The organism is Actinomycetota bacterium (assembly GCA_035697485.1).
In the GTDB taxonomy this organism is placed as follows: Bacteria; Actinomycetota; UBA4738; order UBA4738; family HRBIN12; genus JAOUEA01.
The window spans coordinates 1-20,290 of sequence record DASSCU010000056.1 but is presented as its reverse complement, the minus strand read 5'-3'; the positions used below and the strand labels follow the sequence as shown (position 1 = coordinate 20,290).

Here is a 20,290-nt window from a genome sequence, read left to right as displayed (position 1 = left end):
GGACGGTTGTCGGTGACGGCCCCTAGGGTCGAAGCATGTCGAACACACCGATCATCTTGGTTCCCGGCTTCTGGCTCGGCGCGTGGGCGTGGGACGAGGTCGCCGGACTGCTGCGGGCAGACGGCCACGACGTCACCGCGCTGACGCTGCCCGGCCTCGGGTCGGCCGACGACGACCGATCGTCGATCACGCTGTCCGACCACGTGGAGGCGATCTGCGACGCGGTGCGGGCGGCCGGAGAGCCGGTCGTGCTCGCCGTGCACAGCGGCACGGGGTTCTCCGGCTACGCCGCGAGCGACCGCGTCCCGGAGCTGATCTCGACGATGGTCTACGTCGACACGGCGCCGGGCAAGGGCGCGTTGGACCCCGACTTCGAAGCCCCGGAGAAGCCCCTGCAGTGGGAGGAGCTCGCGGAGGAGGAGAACCTCGACGACCTCACCGAGGAGCAGCTCGAGACGTTCCGGCGTCGCGCCGTGCCCGAGCCGGGCGGGGTGATCCGCGAAGCGGTCGAGCTCACGAACGACGCCCGCCTCGACGTGCAGAGCACGCTGATCTGCACGGGATACACCTCCGAGCAGTACATGGACGCCGCCAAGGAAGGCTATGCCTGGCTCGCGGGTCTGAACGAGGTGCGCAACCTCACCTGGGTCGACCTGCCGACGAGCCACTGGCCGATGTGGTCACGCCCGAAGGAGCTCGCAGACATCATCGGCGGCGTCGCGACAGGCTGACTCGGCCACAAGACCCTCGAGCAACGAGCGCAGCCTCTCGAACCGGTCGGCGGGCACGCGACCTAACGTATCCGGGTCAATGGGACCGCAGGAGCCGACGGATCGGTTCGAGCACCGGCTCGATCTCGCCTTCGGACGAGAGGTGGGTGTGGCCGGGCAGCGAGAGGAACGTGGCAGTCCGGATCTCCTCGGCTGCACAACGGGCCGCGTCGCGCATCTCGTCGGCTTCTCCGACGTAGATCAAGCACGGCACCCGCCATCGGGAGAGATGGTCGGCGATGGACCCTTCGGCGAAGACCGACTCCCATGCGGCGAGGATCGCGTCCGGATCGTTCTGCAGTTCGAGCGTGCGTGCCGGCTCGGGGAAGCGAACACCGACGCCTGCCTCGAACGTCTCGACGAAGCCCTCCATGCCGCGGCTGCGGGCGGCTTCCGCAGCTGCGGCGACCGCCTGGGCGATCGGAGTCGTCAGATCCCACTCGTACGGCTGATTGCCGCAGAGCACCAGCGCACGCACCCGCTCGGGTGTGAGTTCGCCGATCGCGAAGCCGAGGCGAGCGCCCCACGAGAAGCCGAGCACGTGGGCACGATCGAGACCGAGCTCGTCGAGGACGGCGACGTGGTCGGCGACCCGCGTGGGCAGCGCGTACGCCTCCGGCTCGTGCGGCGCACCCGAACGCCCGTGCCCTCGGTGATCGGCGAAGATCAGCCGGAACTCGTCGCCGAGTGCCATCGCCACACCTGATGTCTGTGCGACCTCGATGGGATCGAGGAACCCGGTGTAGACGACGACGGGAGCTCCGGAACCTCCGCGGTCCTCGAAGTAGATCGGAACGTCGTCCACGGGGTTGGTGGCATACGGCACGGCCTTGCGAGGGTATCGCGGTACCCTTCCGCATCAGCGCACGCTCTCAGCGGCCCGTCGGGTCACCAGGGCATCCCAGTCACGTTCCATCCCGTCGACGAGCACGTCGAGGTCAGGGAAGCCGCTGGCGTCCGCGGTGACGACCAGGCCGAGCTGTCCCGCGTAGGAGAAGGCGCAGAGGACCAGGCCGACGTTGCCCACGAGCTCGACGATCGGCAGGATCTCCTCGACACGGGCGCCGAGCATGTACATCGGCACCGGCGGCCCCGGCACGTTGGTGACGACCACGTTGCCCGTGCGCTGGTGCGTCGTGTACGCACGAGCGAGCGGGGTGGCGGCCAACGCGGCCATGAAGCCGGCGATCGCCGCCGGTGGCTGGGTCGCCTTCACCCTCCGCGTCCTTCTGGCGATCTCGTCGAGCCGGCGGCTCGGGTCCACGTCCGGCGTCGGCAGCGCGAACGCGACCCACCCGGAGCGGTTGTCGACGGTCCGCGGCTCGGCATCCGAACGCAGCGACACCGGGATGCTGGTGATCAACTCGACGTCCGTGGCCTCGCCGCGCGTCGCCAACAGACGGCGGAGCCCGCCGGACCACAGATCGAGCACCACGTCGTTCACCTTGGCGCCGTGCGCGTGCGCCGCGTCCTTCACGGCGGCCAGGTCCAGCCTGACGACCCCGATCCTCCGACCGGCGCCGACGACCCGGTTGAGCGAGGTGGACGGCGCGTGCAGCTTCGGGTTCGCACCGGCGTACGAGCGGGCGATGCGGAGGGCCCTTCCGGCCGATGCCAGCATCCGCGACCCTGAGCCCGGCCGCGCCGCGTCGGCGACGAGCCTGCGGACGGCATCGGTCTTGGCGGCGAGGTTTTCGGCGCGAAGGGCACGCTCGGACGGCACCGGTTCGGGGACCCATGTGGCCGGCGCGGGATCGGGCACATCGGGCTCGAGGTCGAAGAGCGAGCCCATGATCGTGACGGCCGCCATGCCGTCGGCGACCGAGTGGTGCAGCTTCAGCATCGCGGCGACCCGACCCTCCCGCAGGCCGGTGAAGAACCACAACTCCCAGAGCGGACGGCGGCGGTCCAGCCGTCGCATGGAGACCTGAGCCGCCGTCTCGAGGACTTCCCGGTCGCCCCCGGGAGCGGGCACGGACGCCTGGTGCACATGCCGTTCGAGCGCGAACGCGGGATCGTCGACCCACAGCGGCCGTCCGCCGAGCAGCCCGGGAACGTGCAGGCGCCGACGCAACTGAGGCACGAGCGGGAGACGACGCTCAACCCGGTCGGTGATCTCCGACATCCGCAGACGGCCCTCGACGTCCAGCAGGGCTTGGCCCTCCATGACGGTGAGACCGCCGAAGTGGCACGGCCACTCGGGCGTCTCGAGCCGTAGGAACATCAGGTCGAACGAGCTCAGCCGCCGCGTCGCGCCTGCACCCGTCATCGTCGTGCCCATCGCAGGGTCCGAGGCCACGGTCGCTTGATGAGCGTCAGCGGCATGACCTCGAGGTGCACGCGCGAGACCTTCCCGTCGTCACGAGCGAACACCACCCGCATCGACCCGAGCCCGACCCGTGCGAGATCGAGCCGGAACACGAGCGGGTCCTCCGGGTCGTCCGGATACAGCGGGTAGCCCCGGTACAGCGTCGGAATCGGGGTCAGGGTTCGGATCGTCAGCTCGCCTCGCCGCACGAAGACCTCGGCGCCCGCCCCGAACATGCCGCGCATGCGCACGTCGCTGAGCGGTCCCTCGAGGGCGTACCAGCCGCACAGCTCGCCCCACGTCTCGGGTCGGCGCGGCACGTCGGTTTGGATCGCGTCCTCGGGCACGCCCACGATCTGCCTGAGCACGCTCGAGGTCTCGAAAGGCAGCCAGAAGTCCGGGCGCCACGAGCCGTTCGTGAACGCCATCACCGCCACCCCGTCGTCGGGGGCGAGGAAGACCTGCGAGTGGAATCCCGGCAGGGTGCCCTGGTGCTCGACGGCCGGGTGGCCATCACCCAGGTCGACACGCCAGAACGCGAGCCCGATGCCCGGGATGCGGGGGTCGGGCCGGTACTGCGGCTCGAACATCATCGCGACCGTCGCCGGCTCGAGCATCGAGCCGTGGTCATTGGCACCACCGCCGAGCAGCGCCGCCAGGTAGCGAGCCATGTCGCTCGGCGTCGAGTAGACGGACGCGGCGCCGGCGGTCACGGCCTCCCGTGGAGAAACGGCCTTCGGGCCGGCGCGACCCATCTCGTACCCGGTCGCGAGCCATGGCGTGACGCGCTCGGACCGAAGCAGGTCGGTGTGATCCATGCCGAGTGGGTCGAAAACGTGCCGGCGGACGTAGCGGTCGAGCGGTTCCCCGCTCACGTCCTCGACGATCTGTCCGAGGGTGGCGAACCCGTGGTTGCCGTAGCGGAACCTGGTCCCGGGCTCGGCCACGAGGCGCAGTCGGCCGCGGTAGTGCTCCGCGAGCGAGGGCAGCCGGTCGCCGACCTTCACGCTCTCACCGAAGTCGGGGCGGAAAGCCCTTCGAGCGGGCACCACCTCGGGGATGCCGGCGGTGTGCGTGAGCAGATGCCGCAGGGTCGCCGGTCGCCAGGCAGGATCGGCGGGAACGAGTCGATAGGCGCGCAGGTACTCGTTCGCGGGCGCGTCGATGTCGACCAGGCCCTGCTCCCATAGCTGCAGCACGGCGACCGCCGTCACCGTCTTGGTGATCGAGGCGATCCGGAAGACGGTGTCCTCGGTGATCGGCGTGCGAGCGGCGATGTCGGCGACGCCGTTCGCGGAGAACGACGTGAGCGAGCCGTCGCTCACCACGCCGACGGCCAGACCGACGGCCGGCCATCGGTTGAGGATCTCCCCGATCCTCCGGTCGAGAGCGACGACCTCGGAGCGTGCAGGTTCGATCGTGGTACGGGTACGTGAGGAGACCATCATGCCCTCCCTTCCGTCGCCGAGCACCGCAAGGGCGGCGTGCCCGGCAGCCACCTCCACCCTGCCAAGGCGGGGCAGCGGTCGACAGGAGCGTCGGGCCCGGTCGGCGCGGGACCTCCGGGACCCGCGGCCGTCGAGTCACGCCAGGCGCCAAGCGGAACCTGATGTCAGGGTCCGAGCTAACGCTCTTGCCTGGCAGCATGCCCAGCGGAAGGATGCCTCCATGAGGAAGCTCGGACACGCGCTCGTGCTCGGCGCGATGGTCGGGTATGCAGCCTCGACGGTCACACTCGACTTCTACGGTGAGCAGACCGGCCCGACGGAGCTGGGCCTCACGTACTTCGACCTGCTGACGGGACAAGGAACGGCGTCAGGTCTGACCGTCGCAGGCGGCATCCTGATGACCTTCGGTCCGCCGCTGCTCATCGTGATCCTGGATCTCATGCTGCTCATGGACCGACGCCGTGGTGCCGCTCTGCATGGGCTCGTCGCAGCAGTCGCCACCTGGGCGACCATCACGATCGGCTCCGCGCTGAACATCTTCGGCTTCGACGCGTTCCCGATGGGGGTCGGTTTCTGGGCGCAGATCGTGTGCGTGGCGATCGCGGTCGCCGGAACTCTGCTGCTGTTGAACGCTCCGGCTGGCGACTGAACGGCGTCACGGTCCGCAGGCGCTCCGCACGAGGTCGAATGCCTCGGTAAGGACCCGAGGGTCGCGGTCGCCGCCGATCATCGGCGCCATCGCGCCCTCGGCGAGGCTCCAGGCCACGATCTCGGCGATCTGCTCGATGCCACGCTGCTTCCACTCGACGTCGTCATCGGCCCACGCTTCGAGGCCCCGGATCCGCAGGAACCGCTCGCGGCACGGATCGTCGAGGGTGGCCTCCTCCCACGCGTGGGCGAACTCGTGCAGCACGAGGCGCTGCGGGCCGGCTTCCATCTCGAGGCGCCACGCACAGGTCGACGCGGCCGGCCTGCGCGTAGCCGAGGAAGCCTCGGCACCCCTCGTTCCCTTCGTGGAAGTGCACCTCGGTCGGCGGCAGCTCGAGACCGGCGACCTCGAAGCGTGCCACAGCCCAAGTTGCGAGCTCCAACGCGACCGGTGGAGGGTCGACCACGACGCCGTGTCTGCTCGAGCTCGGTCACGTCGTGATACAGGATGTAGAAGCCGCTCGGTTCGTCCTCCTGCTCCTCTCGGATCGCGAGGATCTCGACGTCGACCAACGACCCGTCCCTGCGGGTTCGCCGACCGATCCGGCGGAACGACGTACGTCCCCATGCCTCATGGGTCCATGACGTCGCCTCGGCATGAAGCTCGGGGGTCGTTGCGACCATGTCGTCGAGTTGCGTGCCGACCGCCTCGTCGGTCGAGTCGCCGAAGAGCGTCTCAGCGGCCGGATTCCAAAGGGTCACGTCGAAGTTCCTGTCCACCTTGATGATCGCTGTAGGGCTCGTCTCGACGAGCTCTTCGCAGAAGCGCCGCGGACGCACGAGCTCGCCGACGTCCTCGTAGAGGGCGAACGCACCGACGAGCCGGTCGTCGATCGTGATCGGCACGGAGCGGATCGCAACGTCGACGAGGGTCCCGTCCTTCTTGCTTCGGCGGGTCACGAGCTCGACGCGACCATCGAGGACCCGGCCGTTCAGCGAGGCGGCTTCGTTGCTGATCGCATCGTGCTGACCCACCAACTCGTCGATGTGGCGACCCAGCGCTTCCGCATGCGTCCACCCGAACAAGCGCTCCGCGGCCGGGTTCCACTCGGTGACGTTGAACGTCGGGTCGCACGTGACGATGGCCGTCGGACTCGCCTCGACGAGCGTCTCGTAGAAACGTCGTTGGTCCTCGGGGGTGCCGACCGCTGCATCGGGCGTCGTGGTCATCGCGGCGAAGCGTAGATGGAACGCCGTACGCGATGCCAGACGCTTCTCCGGGGATCCGAGAGGGTATCGTCACGAACGATGTCCCAGGACCGCTCATACATCGAAGAGAACGCGCGCGAGCTCGAGCGCATGCGCTCGCTCGTCGACGACCTGAGTGAGGACGAGCTGCGACGGCCGGTCAACGAGTACTGGACCGTCGCCGGCGTGCTCGGCCACATCGCGTTCTGGGACGCCCGGATGCTCGCGCTCTGCGACAAGCTCGACCGCGGCGTGCCGTTCGCGGCCTCCGACACCGACCCGGAGGACGTCGACTGGATCAACGATGCCTCCCGGGCGCTGATCCACGCGGTGCCGCCGGGTGAGCTGGCGCGGCTGGCGCTGCAGATCGCCGAGGACACCGACGCGCGGGTGGCGACGCTTCCGCTCGACCGGCTCTGGCCGCAGGACCCCGACAGTCCGCTCTACGCCGTGCGCGCGTCGCACCGCGGCGAGCACCTCGACGACGTCGAGGCGGCGCTCGGCCGTTCCTGACACGATGCGCTCGTGAAGATGATCGGGAACATCCTGTGGTTCGTGCTCGCAGGCATCTGGCTCGCGATCGGCTACTCGATCGCCGGACTCGTGCTGTGCATCACGATCATCGGCATCCCGTTCGGCGTGCAGTCGTTCAAGCTGAGCCTGCTCGCCCTCTGGCCGTTCGGGCAGACCGTCATGCCGAGCGACGCCCCTCAGATGTTCGCCTGAGTCCGGCGCCATGGGGGCCTGATCTCATCCCGGCTCGTGCGTTCCTCGTCGGCTGGACGTGGACGTGCGTCCCCCTGCACGATGCTCGAGCAGACGCTGCAGGCCTGACGAGGAGGGAGCACGATGAGGAAGAAGGGATCCGGCGCCGTCACGTCGGCACCGATCGAGGTCACGCCGTTCAGCGCGATCGAGGCCTCGGACCACTTCACCGCACGGGTCGTGATCGGGTCGCCCGAGTCGGCGACGCTGCGCGTCGACGACAACCTGCTCGATGCCGTCGATGTGGGCGTGCACGAGGGCACACTGCGCGTCGGGCTGCGGTTCGGCACCGCAGTGACCCACGCGACGCTCGAGGTCGACGTCATCGTACCGACCCTCGATCGCGTGACGGCGTCCGGCGCCTCACAGGTCCGTGTGGAGGGCCGGGACGAGGCCGAGCGCGTCGAGCTCACGCTGTCCGGCTCGAGCGAGCTCACCGCCGATCTGGAGGTCGGACGAGGGCACCTCGAGCTCTCGGGAACGTCGACGGCGACGCTCTCGGGAGCCGCCGGCACGCTCGAGGTCACCGTGAGCGGTGCGAGCCACCTGTACGCCGACGAACTCTCGGTCGGGGACCTCACGATCGACGCGTCGGGAGCCTCCACCGCCGACGTGACGGTCTCCGGCCGGCTGTCCGCTGGGGCGTCAGGCGCATCGACGGTGCGATACGCGGGCACTCCGACCGTGGAACGGTCCACGGTGTCGGGCGCGTCGAGCATCCGGCCGATCTGACCGGGGCCGGCGTCAGGCGCTCGTTTCCCACAGACCCATGACGTTGCCCTCCGGGTCCTTGAAGTAGCCGAACGCGCCCATCCCGGGGATCGCGGTCCTCGGTGTCACCGTGCTGCCGCCCTCCGCCTCGACCTCCTTCAACGACTGCTCGATGTCGTCGACCTCGATCGTGATGACCGGCGACGGGGTGTGGTCCGAACGCTCCATCAAGCCGCCGTTGATCGCCCCTCGTTCGGTCGGCATCATCGAGTCGTCGACAGGGGTGGTCGTCGCGATCGTGTACTCACCCTCTCCGACCGGCATCGTGTTCAGGTCCCAGTCGAAGACCGACCCGTAGAACGATTTCGCGCGCTCGACGTCATCGACCGGGATCTCGAAGTGCACGACCTTGCGCATAACGTCTCCCCTTTCCGTCCATCAGCTGCTCGACGTCCTACCCTCCAGCCTCCGTCGAGGAACGGTCAAGGGGTGAGCTGGCCCGACTCCTGGCCCTCGGCTCGGGTGACGCGGTACGTGGCAGACACGAACTGCCCCTGACGCTCGAGGCTAACGAGCGAGAGGTCCGAGGCAAGCAGGCGCCTGGGCAGCAGCGGGGCGCCCCCACCGAGCGTGACCGGCGCGATGCTGAGCTGGATCTCGTCGAGCAGGTCCGCGTCGGCGAACTGGCCGGCCAGGTCGCCCCCGCCGACGATCCAGACGTTTCCGCCGCCGGCGGCCTCGACCATGTCGGCGTGGATCGGGCCTACGTCGCCCTGCACGAACCGCAGGTCGGCCCCGTCGATCGCAGGCAGCTCGCGGGTCGTGAACACCCAGCAGGGCGTCGCGCCGTAGTAGCCGCGCCACTTCTCGGGCTGTTCGAGCAGCTGATCGTTCGCCAACACCCACTCGTAGGTCGTCGAGCCCATCACCATCGCGCCGACCCGCTCGAAGAACGCTGCGAACCGCGTCTCGTGGCCCACATCGTCGTCGCCCGCCGGCACCTGGAAGAGCCACTCGAGGGAGTTCGCCTCGTCGGCGATGAACCCGTCGATGCTCGTGGCCGTGTAGAACTGCGTGATGCCCATGACGTCAGACTAGCCAGAGGAGGCTCGGAGGGCGTCGTGGGCTGACGATCCTGGGTTGGGTCGTCGACTCGCCGATGAGTCCCGGTCGCGAGGGTCGTCAGATGGTGTGACGGACGACTCGACGGAGGGAAGCGTGACGCGAAGGTTGATCTCGCACATGTTCACGTCGCTCGACGGGTTCATCGCCGACCGCGACGGAGGGCTGGACTGGGTGCCCATGGACGACGAGTTGATGCGCTTCGCCAACACCTACTTCGGATCGATGGACGGCATCGTCTTCGGTCGCACCGTGTACGAGGCGTTCGTGACGTACTGGGACCGGCTCGACGAGGTCGATCCGGCCGCGACCGAGCCGACGCGCGAGTTCGCCGGGATCTTCGCGCGCATGGAGCGCATCGTCGTCTCGACGACGCTCGATGAGAGCGGGTCCGGGCGCACGACCGTGATCGCCGACGACCTCGCCGGGGCGCTCGTCCGACTGAAGAACAGGCCCGGCAGCGATCTGCTCCTGATCTGCGGGCCCGCACTGCGCTCGCGTCTGGCGGAACTCGGCGTGATCGACCACTACCGCACACTCGTCGCGCCGGTGGCGCTCGGCGAGGGCATCCCGCTCTTCGCCCCGACGAGGGAACCCGTCTCGCTTCGTCTGGCCGAATCGACGATGTTCTCGGGCGGTGTGGTCATGCTCGATCACGAGCCCGCCTGACGTCGATGGCGGAGGGTCGCGCCCGCTCCGGGCGCACCTCATATCATCGACGCGAACGCTAGGCCGCGCACAGGCAGGAGCGACCGATGCAGGCGATCGTCCAGACCGCGCACGTCGACCTCGGCAAGTTCGTCATCACGCTCGAACGTCGATAGGTATCTCGGAGGGATCCATGGCCGCGCTGACCTACCTGACGATCATGTCGCTCGACGGCTACGTCGCCGACGAGCACGGCAACTTCGACTGGGGTGTGCCCGACGAGGAGGTGCACGGGTTCATCAACGACCTCGAGCGGTCGGTCGGCACCTACCTCTACGGGCGACGCATGTACGAGGTGATGACCGCCTGGGAGACGATGGATCTCGCTGGGCAGCCGCCGTCCATCCGTGAGTTCGCGGCGATCTGGCGGGCCGCCGGCAAGGTCGTGTACTCGACGACCCTCGACGACATCTCCACCGCCCACACGCACATCGAGCGAGCCTTCGACCCCGACGGTGTTCGGCGGATGAAGGCATCGGCCGAGCGTGACCTCTCGGTGGGCGGTCCGGAGCTCGCCGCCCAGGCGTTGACGGCCGGATTGGTCGACGAGTGTCACCTCTTCCTCGCACCCGTCGTCGTGGGAGGCGGCACGCGATCGCTCCCCGACGGCGTGCACCTGGGTCTCGAGCTGCTGGACGAACGCCGGTTCGGCAACGACATGGTCTACCTGCGCTACCGCGTGACCGGCACGAGGTGACGCTCGGATGCTGGTGCGTGACGCCGGTCCGGAGGACCTGCCGTGGATCCGTGCCCTGCTCGATGAGCGATGGGGCGGTCAAGAACAGGTCGTGGACGGCGAATCGTACCGTCCGGCGGAACTCCCCGGGTTCATCGCGACGATCGACGACGAGCGCGTCGGCTACGCAGCGCTCCGGGTGGTCGGCGACATCGCGGAGATCGGGGTGATCGACGGGATCCGGCCGAGGGAAGGCATCGGGACGGCGCTCGTCGATGCCCTCGAAGGAGCGGCACGCTCGCGCGGATGCGCACGGTGTCGCGCCGTGACGACGAACGAGAACCGCGTGGCGCAGGCGTTCTACGCGTCGCTCGGCTTCGAGCTCGTCGGCGTACGCGAGGGCGCGGTGACGAGGAGCCGACGGATCAAGCCGGCGATCCCGCTCGAGGGCGACGACGGGACGCCGATCACCGACGAGCTCGTCTACGAGCGTTCGCTCCGACGGTCTCGTCGCGGTTGATAGGTTCGATCGATGCAACCGCTCGAGGACGCGATCGACTCGGTTGTCCGGGATGCCGGGTTCTCCGGCGTCGTACGTGTGGACCGGGCGGGCGCCACCGAGTTCGTGAGGGCGTACGGGTTCGCAGATCGAGCTCACGCGATCGACAACACGGTTGACACTGGGTTCGCGATCGCGAGCGGCACGAAGGGTTTCACGGCGCTGACGATTATGAGCCTGATCGAGGAGGGTTCACTCGCGCTCGACACGACGGCACGTTCGCTGCTCGGCGACGACCTCCCGCTGATCGACGATGCCGTGACCGTGGAACACCTGCTCGCGCATCGCTCCGGCATCGGCGACTACTTCGACGAGAGCACCGTGAACGTCACGGACTACGTGATGCCGGTCTCGGTACATGAACTCGCCATGACCGAGCAGTTCCTCGTGGTCCTCGACGGGCACGAGACCGTGTCCGCGCCGAACGAGCGGTTCGCCTACAACAACGGTGGGTACGTGGTGCTCGCGCTGATCGCCGAACGTGCGAGCCGGGTGCCGTTCCACGAGCTCGTGCGGCGTCGGGTCTGCGAGCCGGCCGGGATGACCGACACGGGGTTCTTGCGATCCGACGAGCTTCCGAGCGACGCCGCGCTCGGGTACCTGACGGCCGACGGACCGAGGACGAACATCTTCCACCTGCCCGTGCTCGGTACCGGCGACGGCGGCATCTACTCGACCGCGGCCGATCTCAGCGCCTTCTGGGCTGCGTTGTTCGCCGGGCGGATCGTCTCGAGCGACCGCGTGGCCGAGATGGTGCGCCCTCGGAGCGATTGGCCGGAGGAGTCGAGGCGTTACGGACTCGGCTTCCACCTGCACGAGTCGACCGACGTCGTGTGGCTCGAGGGATACGACGCCGGCGTGTCGTTCTGCAGCACGCACGACCCGACCCGGTCGATCACCCACACGGTCATCGCGAACTGGACCGACGGAGCGTGGCCGGTATTGATACGCCTCGACGAGCTCCTCGGCACGTGAGCCGCACCGAGTTCGCGAGGATCACCGCTTGCGAGCGACGAGCCGTTCGACCACGCCCGCGCGGAGACGGTCGCTCTCCTCGATCGTGAAGCCTGCGGCTTCGACGTGCTCACGCGGGCGACGGGTGAGCTCGTCCCGGTTCCGAGACGGCGCCAACTCCATCAGGCGCTGCAGCCAGTACAGGGGCGCCACGCTGCTCCGGATGTGATCGAGGAGGATTAGCCGGCCTCCCGGCTTGAGCACCCGCTGCATCTCCAGCACCGTCGCGCGTTCGTCGGGCACGCTGCACATCGCGTACGTGCAGATCACCGTGTCGAACGTGGAATCGGCGAACGGGAGTGCCTGCGCATCTCCCTCGGTGAGGTCGACCGACCGACCGAGATCGGCCGACCGGCGCCGGGCGACCGCGAGCATCTCCGGCGTGAGATCGATGCCGGTGACGCGCACGCCGGGCGGGTAATGGGGCAGGTTCAGGCCGGTGCCGATCGCGACCTCGAGGGTGCGGCCAGTCGTCCGTGAGCATGCCCATGGACGATGATCGGTCCCGAGCAGCCAGCGCTCGCTTCGGTCGGCGTCGCGATCGTAGGTCGCCGCCTCCTCGGCATACTGACGGCGTCGACGTCGGTTGGCATCGTCACGGTCGTCCGACGAAGTCGCGTTCCTCATGCACCGATCGTACGGGCGCTTCCCCGGAAGGAGATCGCACTTCAGCAGGAACCAGGCTCGCGGAAACGGCGAGCGAGCGGCGACTAAGCCTGGACCGGAACGGGGTACACCTCGTCGGTCGGGTGACCGGCCCGCTCGTGGATCTTCATCACCGCTTCCTTGCTGGGCGCCTCGGAGAGGCACCACACGAGACCGGTCTGGGGATCGGCCCACGCGTGCTTGAAGTCCACCGCTTCGTCTTCCTGGATCGCGAGATCCGCCCTGTGGGCTTCCGCCAGTCCCTCGGGCGTGATGCCCTCCATACCCCGATGGACGTCCATGAACTCCGGCATCGCCGAACCCCCTCCTCGCGACGAAGCACCACGGGGGCAACGCTCCTGCCTACACCCGGGGGCCGACCCGGTCAAGCGTCACTCCATCGCGCGCAGATCGAGGCGACGTCCACACGGCCGGAACCGTCGAGCGTGAGGAGCGGCGCCAGGCCAATGGCGACGACGCCGCGCACGAACGCGATAGCGATCGTCGAGGGCGAGCACCGAGAACGATACACGGCGCCTCGACACGACCTCCTCATCCACGATGTGATCTAGGGTGGCAACACGTGAAGGAGTCCGAAGCTCGCGAGCAGCGATGAGTTTCCGACCCCGGCCGTCGTCGACAGTCCGACGGCACGACGGAAGGAGAAGGACATGAACCTGAACAGCATCCTGATCGGGTCGGAGGATCCGAAGCGCCTCGCGGAGTACTACACGAAGCTCTTCGGCGACCCGGGCTGGGACGACGGCGGGTACACAGGTTGGCAGATCGGCGCGGGCTGGATGACGGTCGGGCCGCACGACCAGGTGCACGGCTCGAACGCCGAACCGGGCCGGATGATCTGGAACATCGAGACTCCCGACGTGAAGGCCGAGTTCGATCGGTTCGTCGCCGCCGGGGCGACGGTGGTGGCAGAGCCGTACACCGCCGGCGGCGAGGACATGGAGGGCTCGATCTGCACGTTCGCGGACCCCGATGGCAACTTCTTCCAGCTGATGAGCCCGATGGGCTGACCGTTCCGGGACGTGATCCCGGTCAGGAGCGGAGGGCGTCGATCAGCTCGCGCTTCCCCATCTTCGAACGACCCTCGATGTTCCGTTCCTTGGCTCGTTCGTAGAGTTGGGCGCGGGTCCGGTCCTCGAGACGGTGCCCGGGCTCGCCGCCACGTCCACGCGCGGCGGCCGCATTGCGACCGAGGTCCCTGCGCACCGACTTCGGGAGCTTGGAGATCGTCCGCTTGCGCTTCGCCGCAGCAGTGGCCTTCCCGATGTTCCGCTTCGCTGCGCTGACCTGCTTCCTACTCGCCATGGACCATCACCCCCACAGGGCCGGCGGCCCTCGTGCGTGGGTTACCCAGCACCGGGCGCGCCCGAACCTCCACGGTGGACGGCCCCCGTGGTAGGACGGTAGACGTCGGGCCAGCCGACGGGGGGGTGGGATGCCGAAACGCAGCGCTGGGTTGCTCTTGTATCGCCGCCAAGGCGGTGCCGTCGAGGTCCTGCTCGTGCACCCCGGCGGCCCGTACTGGGCGAAGAAGGACGAGGGCGCCTGGTCGGTTCCCAAGGGCGAGTACGACGAGGGCGACGATCCGTTCGAGCACGCGCTCCGCGAGTTCGGCGAGGAGCTCGGGACCGATCCGCCCGATACGAGCGGGGCGACCTTCCTCGGCGAGCTGCGCCAGCCCGGCGGGAAGCAGGTGAGCGCCTGGGCGCTCGAGGGTGACCTCGACGTCGCCGGCGTCGCGAGCAACACCTTCACGATGGAGTGGCCGCCCCGCTCGGGCCGGACCGCCGAGTTCCCCGAGGTCGACCGGGCGGAGTGGTTCGACCCGGACACCGCTCGGCGCAAGCTGCTCCGAGGTCAGGTCACGTTCGTCGACCGGCTGATGACGGACGTCGAGCGCGAGTAGGTGGCCTCCCTTACCCTCGCTTCGAGGACCGAACCCCGAAGGGAGATGCCATGTCGGCCGGCGGATTCACCACCCGAGTCCCCGAGGCGTGGAGCAGGCTCTGGCTCCTGATGTGGGGGGTGACCTCCATCTCGCTCCTCGCGCTGGCGTTCCTGTTGCCGTTCTGGCCCGACTGGGTGATCACCACGCTGCCTCTGTTCTTCCTGCCCGAGGGCATCAGTCTGCTGCGCAAGGACGACCGCCTCCCTCCGCTCACGCATACGATCCGTCACTTCGTACCCAACGCCATCGCGTTCCCCCTGATCTACTTCTTCTTCGGGGCGATCTCGGCGCGGGCACTCGGATTCGACTACCCCCGGAACCTGCACGTCGGCGGACTCTTCGCGATCCTCGGATGGCTGACCGACCACTTCGCCGTCACGTACGCTCAGGACGATCCCCATCCGTTCTCCGGTGCCCGCGAGACCAGGCCCGAGACGACGGACCCCCGAGGCATGGCGCTGTAGATGCAGCGTCGAGGCGCCCTCGTAGGCTGCCCTCAGTGAAGATCGTCGTCGAGCACGGGCTGGGCGCCCACGCGTTCATGCGCACGGAGGCGCCACCCGAGGCGTGGCAACCCGAGGCCGACGACGAGACGTTCTTCCGGTTGCTGGGCGAGATGATCGCGGTCGGACTCGTGGGCCCGTGGGCGCGGGGCCTCCCCGAGCCCGTTCGTCTCCTCCGAACTGGAGGCTGCGGCCGAGGCATCGGATGCCGCCTTCGGATACACCCGGCAGACGGGTCCGACCGACGGATCGATCACCTTGCTGTTCGCTCGAGCGGGGCCTTCGACGGCCGGTCGGGCGAGATCACGAGGTTGACGACACCGCCGGCGATCGCGCCCAGAGCCGCACCGCCGATCAGGTCCAGGGGCAGGTGGGCGCCCATGTACATCCGGCCGAACATCACGACGACGGCCACTCCCGCCGCCGCCACCGCCCATCGCCGAGGGAGGTAGGCCGTAGCCACCACGGTGAGCGCCGCCGCCACCGACGCATGGCCCGAGGGGTAGCCCAGGCTCTCGGGAGCGAACGACTCGCGGGCCTCGACCCCGTCCAGCAGGCTGCCCGGGCGCTGCCGCTCGACGGTGGCCTTCACGAGCAAAGCGATCAGGTACACACCGACGCCGGCGAGCAAGAGCGCGATCCCCAGACGGAAGCGTCGGAAGCAGAACGCCACCACCGCCAACACCGGGATCGTGATGAACGTGCCGTACTGCATCAACGGCCAGATGAACGGGTGGAGGCTCTCGGGCAACTCGTTCACCGCTTGGAAGACCACCCGTTCGGCCTCGCTCACGCCGCCCCGCGCGAGCAGTCCCGTCAGCAGCAGAACGAAGCAACCGGAGACGACGATCGCGGCTTGGGCCTTGGCGGAACCCGCGATGGGGCGACGAGAACCTTCGGACCTTGACACTGAAGGTCGAGCCTAGTCCACCCTCCTCACAGACTCGATCGATGCAGCTCTCCGGATCATGCGGCATCCGCCTGACCGCCCGGCCCCGCCTGACAGGCTGCGAGTCCGACATGAGGTTTGCGCGAACCTGGCCGGTGTTCCAGGGTGGAGCCGCAGACATCCCCAACGCCCGGAGCGGCTCCGAACGACCCGTTCCCGAGGAAGGCCTGACGATCAGACGAGAGGACGGCCAACTCCGCTGCTGACGATCCCGGACAGCTAGGGAGCGGGGGAACGAGACTTCCGGCCGAGGAAGTACCGCCGTTCGGCCGAGTTTCGGCGCACCGTCGGTGAGGCAACGTTGCGCTCATGGGACGCCGCCTCCTCACCATCTCGCTGGCTGTGCTGCTCTGGGTGGTCGGCGCCCTGATGTTGGTCATGTCCGCCGGGTTCGCGTTCGCCGTGATGGTGCACCGGACAGGATCCGACGGTTGGACGACATCGGTCGTCGCAGCGATCGGACTCGCGACCGGCGGCGCGATCATCGGATGGACCGGCGCGTGGATCATGTCATCGGGTCGCACCGCCCCCGCCGACGACGACCAGCTCGACGACGCCTCGATGTGGCACGTCTGACCCACCTTCCTTCGAGCTCGATCGCCCTCGGTGGACCCTGCCGCCCCGCCCGTGCGAGGCTTGGCGCGAGGGGGAGATGAGCGTGAAGGAAGTCACGTGCATGTGCGGATGGCAGTGCCGGGGCACCGACGACGAGGTCGTAGCGCAGGTGCAGGCCCACGGGCGTGAGGCCCACGGCACCGAGTCGACCAGGGAGGAGATCCTGGCCATCGCCGTGGAGGTCACGTAGGTGGTCGGCGATCGCGACCTCGAACCGCTCGTGGGGCTCGCGCCGCCGCTCACCGACGTGGTGTGGTCGCCCTCGATCGTGGCGCAGTCGCTCGAGGCGCTGTTCGTCTGCCGACACGGCGTCCGGATCATGAACCTCCGCCCGGTGCACGCCCCGAGCCTGCGGCTCGGATGGGGCCCCGGGAACGAGCCCGGCGCGGTCGTGCTGGAGGCCGCGCGACGGTACGGGCTCGAGCCGATCGTGGTGCACTCCACGTCGTGGCGCCACGAGCAGGACCGGCTCGTACTCACCTACCTCGCGGTGGTCCATGCTCCCGACGACCCGAGCGAATACCTGATCGAGGAACCGGTCGCCCGAAGCGATCTCGCCCGGGGCGACGCGCTCGCTCCTCCCGACGATATCGGCGTCACGCAGGTGATCGAACACGCGTTCCGCCATCTGGCCTGGCTCGTCGTCGACGATCCCGCGATCGCCGGGGTGCTTCCCGATTGGACCGAGTCCCTCGCGACGTACGAGCCGGAGCCCTTCCGGGCCTTCGGAGCCCCACCGGGCTGACGTTGGGGGACCGCGAAGGGCGACCGTCACGGCCGAGGGAGATAAACGTTGGTCTCCCAACCAGGCATCTCGAGGGCGTCGAGTACCCAACGCGTTCCGGGCCCCCATCGCACCGACGGTCCTGTGCACGAGGTCGTTCTGGCGACTTGAGCCGATCCGATCCCTGAACGCATGATGCGGAGGATGGCCGAGCGAACTCGCGCCGTGGGGCCCCCGGGGTGGTTCCTCGCGCTAGCCCTCGCGATCCCTCTCGTCGGGCTCGCGCTGCTGCTTGGCATCCCGGCGCTCGACGTCCACTGGGAGCACCACCCGTCGCACTTCTGGCTCGTCGTCGGGATCGCGGTGGTGAACGTCGGGCTGGGCCTGATCGTCAGCGAGGTCGCCCGCCGCAGCGGCGACGAGCGGCTCTTCCTCGTGTCGATGGTGCTGCTGGCGAGCGCGGGGTTCCTGGCGCTGCACGCCGTGGCCACACCGGGGGTCGTGCTTGCCGGGCCGAACGGGGGCTTCGTGCTCGCCACGCCGGTCGGGTTGCTCCTGGCGTCGGGGTTCGCCGCCGCGTCGTCGATCGAGATGGACGACCGTACCGAGGCGGCCCTGCGCCGTTGGCAGACGCCGATGCGGGTCGGGCTGGCTGCGGTGCTCCTGGCCTGGGCGGGTGCATCGATCGCCGAGGTGCCTCCGCTCTCGCAGGTGATTGAGTCGGAGCGGGCTCCGTGGCTGCTGGCCTTGTTGCCGCTCGGCGTGGCCGCGTACGCGTTCGCGGCGTGGCGGTACGTCGGCATCTTCCGTCGACGCGGGCAGCCCCTGCCGCTCGCGGTGGCCGTGGCCTTCGTATTGCTCGCCGAGGCCCTGGTCGCGATGGCGTTCGGCCGGGCATGGCGAGCCTCGTGGTGGGAATGGCACGTGCTGATGGCGGTCGCGTTCGCCACGGTCGTGGTGGCCGTCCGGCGCGAGTACCGCCTGGGCCGTTCGACGGCGGGCACGTTCGGCGGCATCTACCTCGATCGCACCCTCGAGCGGCTCGATCGCCGGCAGTCGGCCGCGATGATCGACCTCGTCCGCGCCGAGGCGACCGGCACGACGACCGAGACAACCCGGGCACTCCGGGAGCAGGGGTTCACCGCTCACGAGATCTCGGTGATGATCGACGCCGCCCATGAGTTGGCGCGCGTCGACGGATTGCTGCGTCGATACGTCGGTCCGCAGCTTGCAGAGCGTCTCGATACCGACCCGAGCCTGGCTCGCCTGGGAGGTCACGAGCGTGACGTGACCGTTCTCTTCGCCGACCTCGCAGGATTCACCGCTTTCTCCGAAGGAAGACCCGCAGGTGAGGTGATCGAGATGCTGAACGCCTACTGGGGAGCGGTCGTCCCCCGCGTCGTCGACGACGAGGGCGGCTACATCGAGCGATTCGCCGGCGATGCGATCCTCACGATCTTCAACGCGCTCGGCGATCAGCCCGACCACGCCACCAGAGCGGTGCGGGCGGCGATCGCGGTCCGCGACCGATCCGATCGCGTCAGGGCAGGTCACGACTGGCCTCGCTTCCGCGTGGGCGTGAACACGGGCGTCGTGGCCATCGGCAACGTGGGAGCCGGAACGCAACGCTCGTTCGCCGCGATCGGCGACACAACGAACGTCGCCGCTCGTCTGCAGTCGCTCTCGATGCCGGGGCACATCACGATCGGTGGGCGCACCCTCGACGAGGTCAACGACGAGCCCGGCGTCGTGATCAACGTCCGGCCGCTGGGCGCCGCGGACCTCAAGGGCAAGTCGGAGCCCACGGATGCGTTCGAGCTGCTCTCCGTGTCGAGGTCACCACGATGACGTCGCGCGAGCGGGACGACGTCCACGACAGCCCGACCGGCTGGGTCGCGCGCCATGTGGGCGGCTACGTCGAGTCGGACGGGAAAACGGGGTCACCGCTGGCACGGCGTCGACACCCTGCTGCTCACCACCCGCGCGGCCGTCGCACCGGGACTTTGCGCCGGACCGCGCTGATTTACGACCGGTTGGTCGTCGTCGCGTCGGCGGGCGGCAAGGCCACCCGTCCGTGGTGGTTCTTGAACCTCGTCGACGAACCGGAGGTCTACCTGCAGGTGGGCGCCGAACGATTCCGGGCGATGGCGTCGATCGCGACCGGCCGGACCCGCACGCGATCGTGGGCCACGATGGTCGGGATCTGGCCCGAGTACGAGCGGTACCAACGCCGCACCGAGCGACGGATCCCCGTCGTTGTGCTGCAGCCGATCACAGAGTGACCCGCACCGCTGCCACTCGAGGAGATGATCATGAGCGACGATGACGACCGGGCGATCGACGTGTACCTCGCGAACCTCCCCGAGGATCAACGGGTCGCACTCGAGCACCTGCGAAGGACGATCGCGAATGCCGCACCGGCTGCGACCGAGGCGATCAGCTACGGCGTACCCGCGTTCAAGCTGCGCGGCCGTCCGCTCGTGAGCTACGGCGCCGGCAAGGCGCACTGCGCCTTCTACCTGATGAGCACCGGCGTCATGGACGCACACCTCGAGGAGCTCCGGGGCTACCAACTCGGCAAGGGGTCGATCCGCTTCCAGCCCGACGCCCTGCTGCCCGAGACGCTCGTACGAACGTTGGTCGCTGCCCGCATCGCCGAGCTCGAGGCGCCTTCCTAAGGCTTGACAGGAGCGCTCCCGAGGCTCTATAACCGTCTTATTCTATAAAGTGAGTGTTATATATGCCGGTGGATCAGCTAGATGTGGTGTTCGGAGCCCTCGCGGACCCCACACGACGGGCGATCCTCGAGCGGCTCACGCAGGGGGAAGCGTCGGTCGCCGAGATCGCGGCGCCATTCACCGTGTCGCAGCCGGCGATCTCGCGACACCTCAAGGTGCTCGAGGACGCG

At 68.8% G+C, this 20,290-nt stretch carries 29 protein-coding genes; 19 read left to right on the top strand and 10 right to left on the bottom strand.

Going from position 1 to position 20,290, the window contains the following annotated elements; genetic code table 11:
* Positions 1-35: 35 nt before the first annotated feature.
* Complete coding sequence (locus VFI59_13700; GenBank protein HET6714750.1) at positions 36-731, top strand: alpha/beta hydrolase; 696 nt, start codon at positions 36-38, stop codon at positions 729-731.
* 76 nt (positions 732-807) lie between these two features.
* On the opposite strand, the gene VFI59_13695 is transcribed toward VFI59_13700, so the two are convergent.
* Genes VFI59_13695 through VFI59_13685 form a run of 3 tightly spaced genes read right to left on the bottom strand, consistent with a single transcriptional unit; the run spans position 808 to position 4,577 of the window.
* Positions 808-1,596, bottom strand: a complete 789-nt coding sequence (locus VFI59_13695; GenBank protein HET6714749.1) for an alpha/beta hydrolase — start codon at positions 1,594-1,596, stop codon at positions 808-810.
* Positions 1,597-1,629: 33 nt separating this feature from the next.
* Entirely contained in the window at positions 1,630-3,039 is a 1,410-nt protein-coding gene (locus VFI59_13690) for a wax ester/triacylglycerol synthase family O-acyltransferase (GenBank protein HET6714748.1), read from the bottom strand.
* Positions 3,036-4,577 carry a serine hydrolase domain-containing protein gene (locus VFI59_13685; protein HET6714747.1) on the bottom strand — a complete coding sequence of 514 codons (1,542 nt, stop codon included), beginning with the start codon at positions 4,575-4,577 and terminating at the stop codon, positions 3,036-3,038. Before VFI59_13685 ends, VFI59_13690 begins: the two co-directional genes overlap by 4 nt.
* A gap of 169 nt (positions 4,578-4,746) precedes the next feature.
* On the opposite strand from VFI59_13685, the gene VFI59_13680 reads away from it, so the two are divergent.
* Positions 4,747-5,175: a hypothetical protein gene (locus VFI59_13680; protein ID HET6714746.1), complete on the top strand. Its 429-nt coding sequence runs from the start codon at positions 4,747-4,749 to the stop codon at positions 5,173-5,175.
* A 6-nt stretch (positions 5,176-5,181) separates the two neighbouring features.
* On the opposite strand, the gene VFI59_13675 is transcribed toward VFI59_13680, so the two are convergent.
* Entirely contained in the window at positions 5,182-5,463 is a 282-nt protein-coding gene (locus tag VFI59_13675) for a hypothetical protein (GenBank protein HET6714745.1), read from the bottom strand.
* 1,019 nt (positions 5,464-6,482) lie between these two features.
* Here VFI59_13675 and VFI59_13670 point away from each other — a divergent pair.
* From VFI59_13670 to VFI59_13660, 3 genes are all read left to right on the top strand, one after another.
* Complete coding sequence (locus tag VFI59_13670) at positions 6,483-6,935, top strand: maleylpyruvate isomerase N-terminal domain-containing protein (protein ID HET6714744.1); 453 nt, start codon at positions 6,483-6,485, stop codon at positions 6,933-6,935.
* Between the two features lie 18 nt (positions 6,936-6,953).
* Positions 6,954-7,148 (top strand): YccF domain-containing protein, encoded by a 195-nt coding sequence (locus VFI59_13665; protein HET6714743.1) that lies wholly within the window; start codon positions 6,954-6,956, stop codon positions 7,146-7,148.
* Between the two features lie 123 nt (positions 7,149-7,271).
* Positions 7,272-7,919, top strand: a complete 648-nt coding sequence (locus VFI59_13660) for a head GIN domain-containing protein (protein ID HET6714742.1) — start codon at positions 7,272-7,274, stop codon at positions 7,917-7,919.
* A gap of 12 nt (positions 7,920-7,931) precedes the next feature.
* Here the strand turns inward: VFI59_13660 and VFI59_13655 are convergent, their stop codons facing one another.
* On the bottom strand, positions 7,932-8,315 hold the full coding sequence (locus VFI59_13655) for a VOC family protein (GenBank protein HET6714741.1): 384 nt from the start codon (positions 8,313-8,315) through the stop codon (positions 7,932-7,934).
* 65 nt (positions 8,316-8,380) lie between these two features.
* Positions 8,381-8,983: a dihydrofolate reductase family protein gene (locus tag VFI59_13650; GenBank protein ID HET6714740.1), complete on the bottom strand. Its 603-nt coding sequence runs from the start codon at positions 8,981-8,983 to the stop codon at positions 8,381-8,383.
* A gap of 133 nt (positions 8,984-9,116) precedes the next feature.
* On the opposite strand from VFI59_13650, the gene VFI59_13645 reads away from it, so the two are divergent.
* From VFI59_13645 to VFI59_13630, 4 genes are all read left to right on the top strand, one after another.
* Entirely contained in the window at positions 9,117-9,689 is a 573-nt protein-coding gene (locus VFI59_13645; protein HET6714739.1) for a dihydrofolate reductase family protein, read from the top strand.
* 172 nt (positions 9,690-9,861) lie between these two features.
* Positions 9,862-10,425 (top strand): dihydrofolate reductase family protein, encoded by a 564-nt coding sequence (locus VFI59_13640; GenBank protein HET6714738.1) that lies wholly within the window; start codon positions 9,862-9,864, stop codon positions 10,423-10,425.
* 7 nt (positions 10,426-10,432) lie between these two features.
* Positions 10,433-10,924, top strand: a complete 492-nt coding sequence (locus VFI59_13635) for a GNAT family N-acetyltransferase (protein ID HET6714737.1) — start codon at positions 10,433-10,435, stop codon at positions 10,922-10,924.
* Between the two features lie 12 nt (positions 10,925-10,936).
* The gene (locus VFI59_13630) at positions 10,937-11,938 is read left to right on the top strand and encodes a serine hydrolase domain-containing protein (GenBank protein HET6714736.1); all 1,002 of its coding nucleotides are present in this window, start codon (positions 10,937-10,939) and stop codon (positions 11,936-11,938) included.
* Positions 11,939-11,959: 21 nt separating this feature from the next.
* Here the strand turns inward: VFI59_13630 and VFI59_13625 are convergent, their stop codons facing one another.
* Both VFI59_13625 and VFI59_13620 read right to left on the bottom strand, forming a co-directional pair.
* Positions 11,960-12,604, bottom strand: coding sequence for a class I SAM-dependent methyltransferase (locus tag VFI59_13625; GenBank protein HET6714735.1), 645 nt, complete (start codon positions 12,602-12,604; stop codon positions 11,960-11,962).
* A gap of 83 nt (positions 12,605-12,687) precedes the next feature.
* Positions 12,688-12,936, bottom strand: a complete 249-nt coding sequence (locus VFI59_13620) for an SCO4226 family nickel-binding protein (GenBank protein ID HET6714734.1) — start codon at positions 12,934-12,936, stop codon at positions 12,688-12,690.
* A gap of 357 nt (positions 12,937-13,293) precedes the next feature.
* Here VFI59_13620 and VFI59_13615 point away from each other — a divergent pair, with 357 nt between their 5' ends.
* Complete coding sequence (locus tag VFI59_13615) at positions 13,294-13,653, top strand: VOC family protein (GenBank protein ID HET6714733.1); 360 nt, start codon at positions 13,294-13,296, stop codon at positions 13,651-13,653.
* 22 nt (positions 13,654-13,675) lie between these two features.
* Here the strand turns inward: VFI59_13615 and VFI59_13610 are convergent, their stop codons facing one another.
* A complete protein-coding gene (locus VFI59_13610; GenBank protein HET6714732.1) occupies positions 13,676-13,948 on the bottom strand; it encodes a Rho termination factor in 273 nt (90 codons plus the stop codon).
* Positions 13,949-14,078: 130 nt separating this feature from the next.
* Between VFI59_13610 and VFI59_13605 the strand changes: the two genes are divergently transcribed.
* Together VFI59_13605 and VFI59_13600 are read left to right on the top strand one after the other, a co-directional pair.
* Positions 14,079-14,549 (top strand): NUDIX domain-containing protein, encoded by a 471-nt coding sequence (locus VFI59_13605; protein ID HET6714731.1) that lies wholly within the window; start codon positions 14,079-14,081, stop codon positions 14,547-14,549.
* 50 nt (positions 14,550-14,599) lie between these two features.
* A complete protein-coding gene (locus VFI59_13600) occupies positions 14,600-15,055 on the top strand; it encodes a hypothetical protein (protein ID HET6714730.1) in 456 nt (151 codons plus the stop codon).
* Positions 15,056-15,347: 292 nt separating this feature from the next.
* Here VFI59_13600 and VFI59_13595 read toward each other — a convergent pair whose 3' ends face one another.
* Positions 15,348-16,004 carry a phosphatase PAP2 family protein gene (locus VFI59_13595; GenBank protein HET6714729.1) on the bottom strand — a complete coding sequence of 219 codons (657 nt, stop codon included), beginning with the start codon at positions 16,002-16,004 and terminating at the stop codon, positions 15,348-15,350.
* 348 nt (positions 16,005-16,352) lie between these two features.
* Between VFI59_13595 and VFI59_13590 the strand changes: the two genes are divergently transcribed.
* From VFI59_13590 to VFI59_13560, 7 genes are all read left to right on the top strand, one after another.
* Positions 16,353-16,619, top strand: a complete 267-nt coding sequence (locus tag VFI59_13590; protein HET6714728.1) for a hypothetical protein — start codon at positions 16,353-16,355, stop codon at positions 16,617-16,619.
* A 76-nt stretch (positions 16,620-16,695) separates the two neighbouring features.
* Positions 16,696-16,848, top strand: a complete 153-nt coding sequence (locus tag VFI59_13585; protein HET6714727.1) for a DUF1059 domain-containing protein — start codon at positions 16,696-16,698, stop codon at positions 16,846-16,848.
* Positions 16,849-17,403 carry a hypothetical protein gene (locus VFI59_13580; GenBank protein ID HET6714726.1) on the top strand — a complete coding sequence of 185 codons (555 nt, stop codon included), beginning with the start codon at positions 16,849-16,851 and terminating at the stop codon, positions 17,401-17,403.
* 183 nt (positions 17,404-17,586) lie between these two features.
* Positions 17,587-19,230, top strand: coding sequence for an adenylate/guanylate cyclase domain-containing protein (locus VFI59_13575; protein ID HET6714725.1), 1,644 nt, complete (start codon positions 17,587-17,589; stop codon positions 19,228-19,230).
* Entirely contained in the window at positions 19,227-19,664 is a 438-nt protein-coding gene (locus VFI59_13570) for a nitroreductase/quinone reductase family protein (GenBank protein ID HET6714724.1), read from the top strand. The genes VFI59_13575 and VFI59_13570 overlap by 4 nt, the downstream gene beginning before the upstream one ends.
* Before the next feature lie 30 nt (positions 19,665-19,694).
* The gene (locus VFI59_13565) at positions 19,695-20,060 is read left to right on the top strand and encodes a DUF1801 domain-containing protein (protein ID HET6714723.1); all 366 of its coding nucleotides are present in this window, start codon (positions 19,695-19,697) and stop codon (positions 20,058-20,060) included.
* A gap of 62 nt (positions 20,061-20,122) precedes the next feature.
* On the top strand, positions 20,123-20,290 hold a 168-nt coding region (locus VFI59_13560; protein HET6714722.1), incomplete at its 3' end, for a metalloregulator ArsR/SmtB family transcription factor.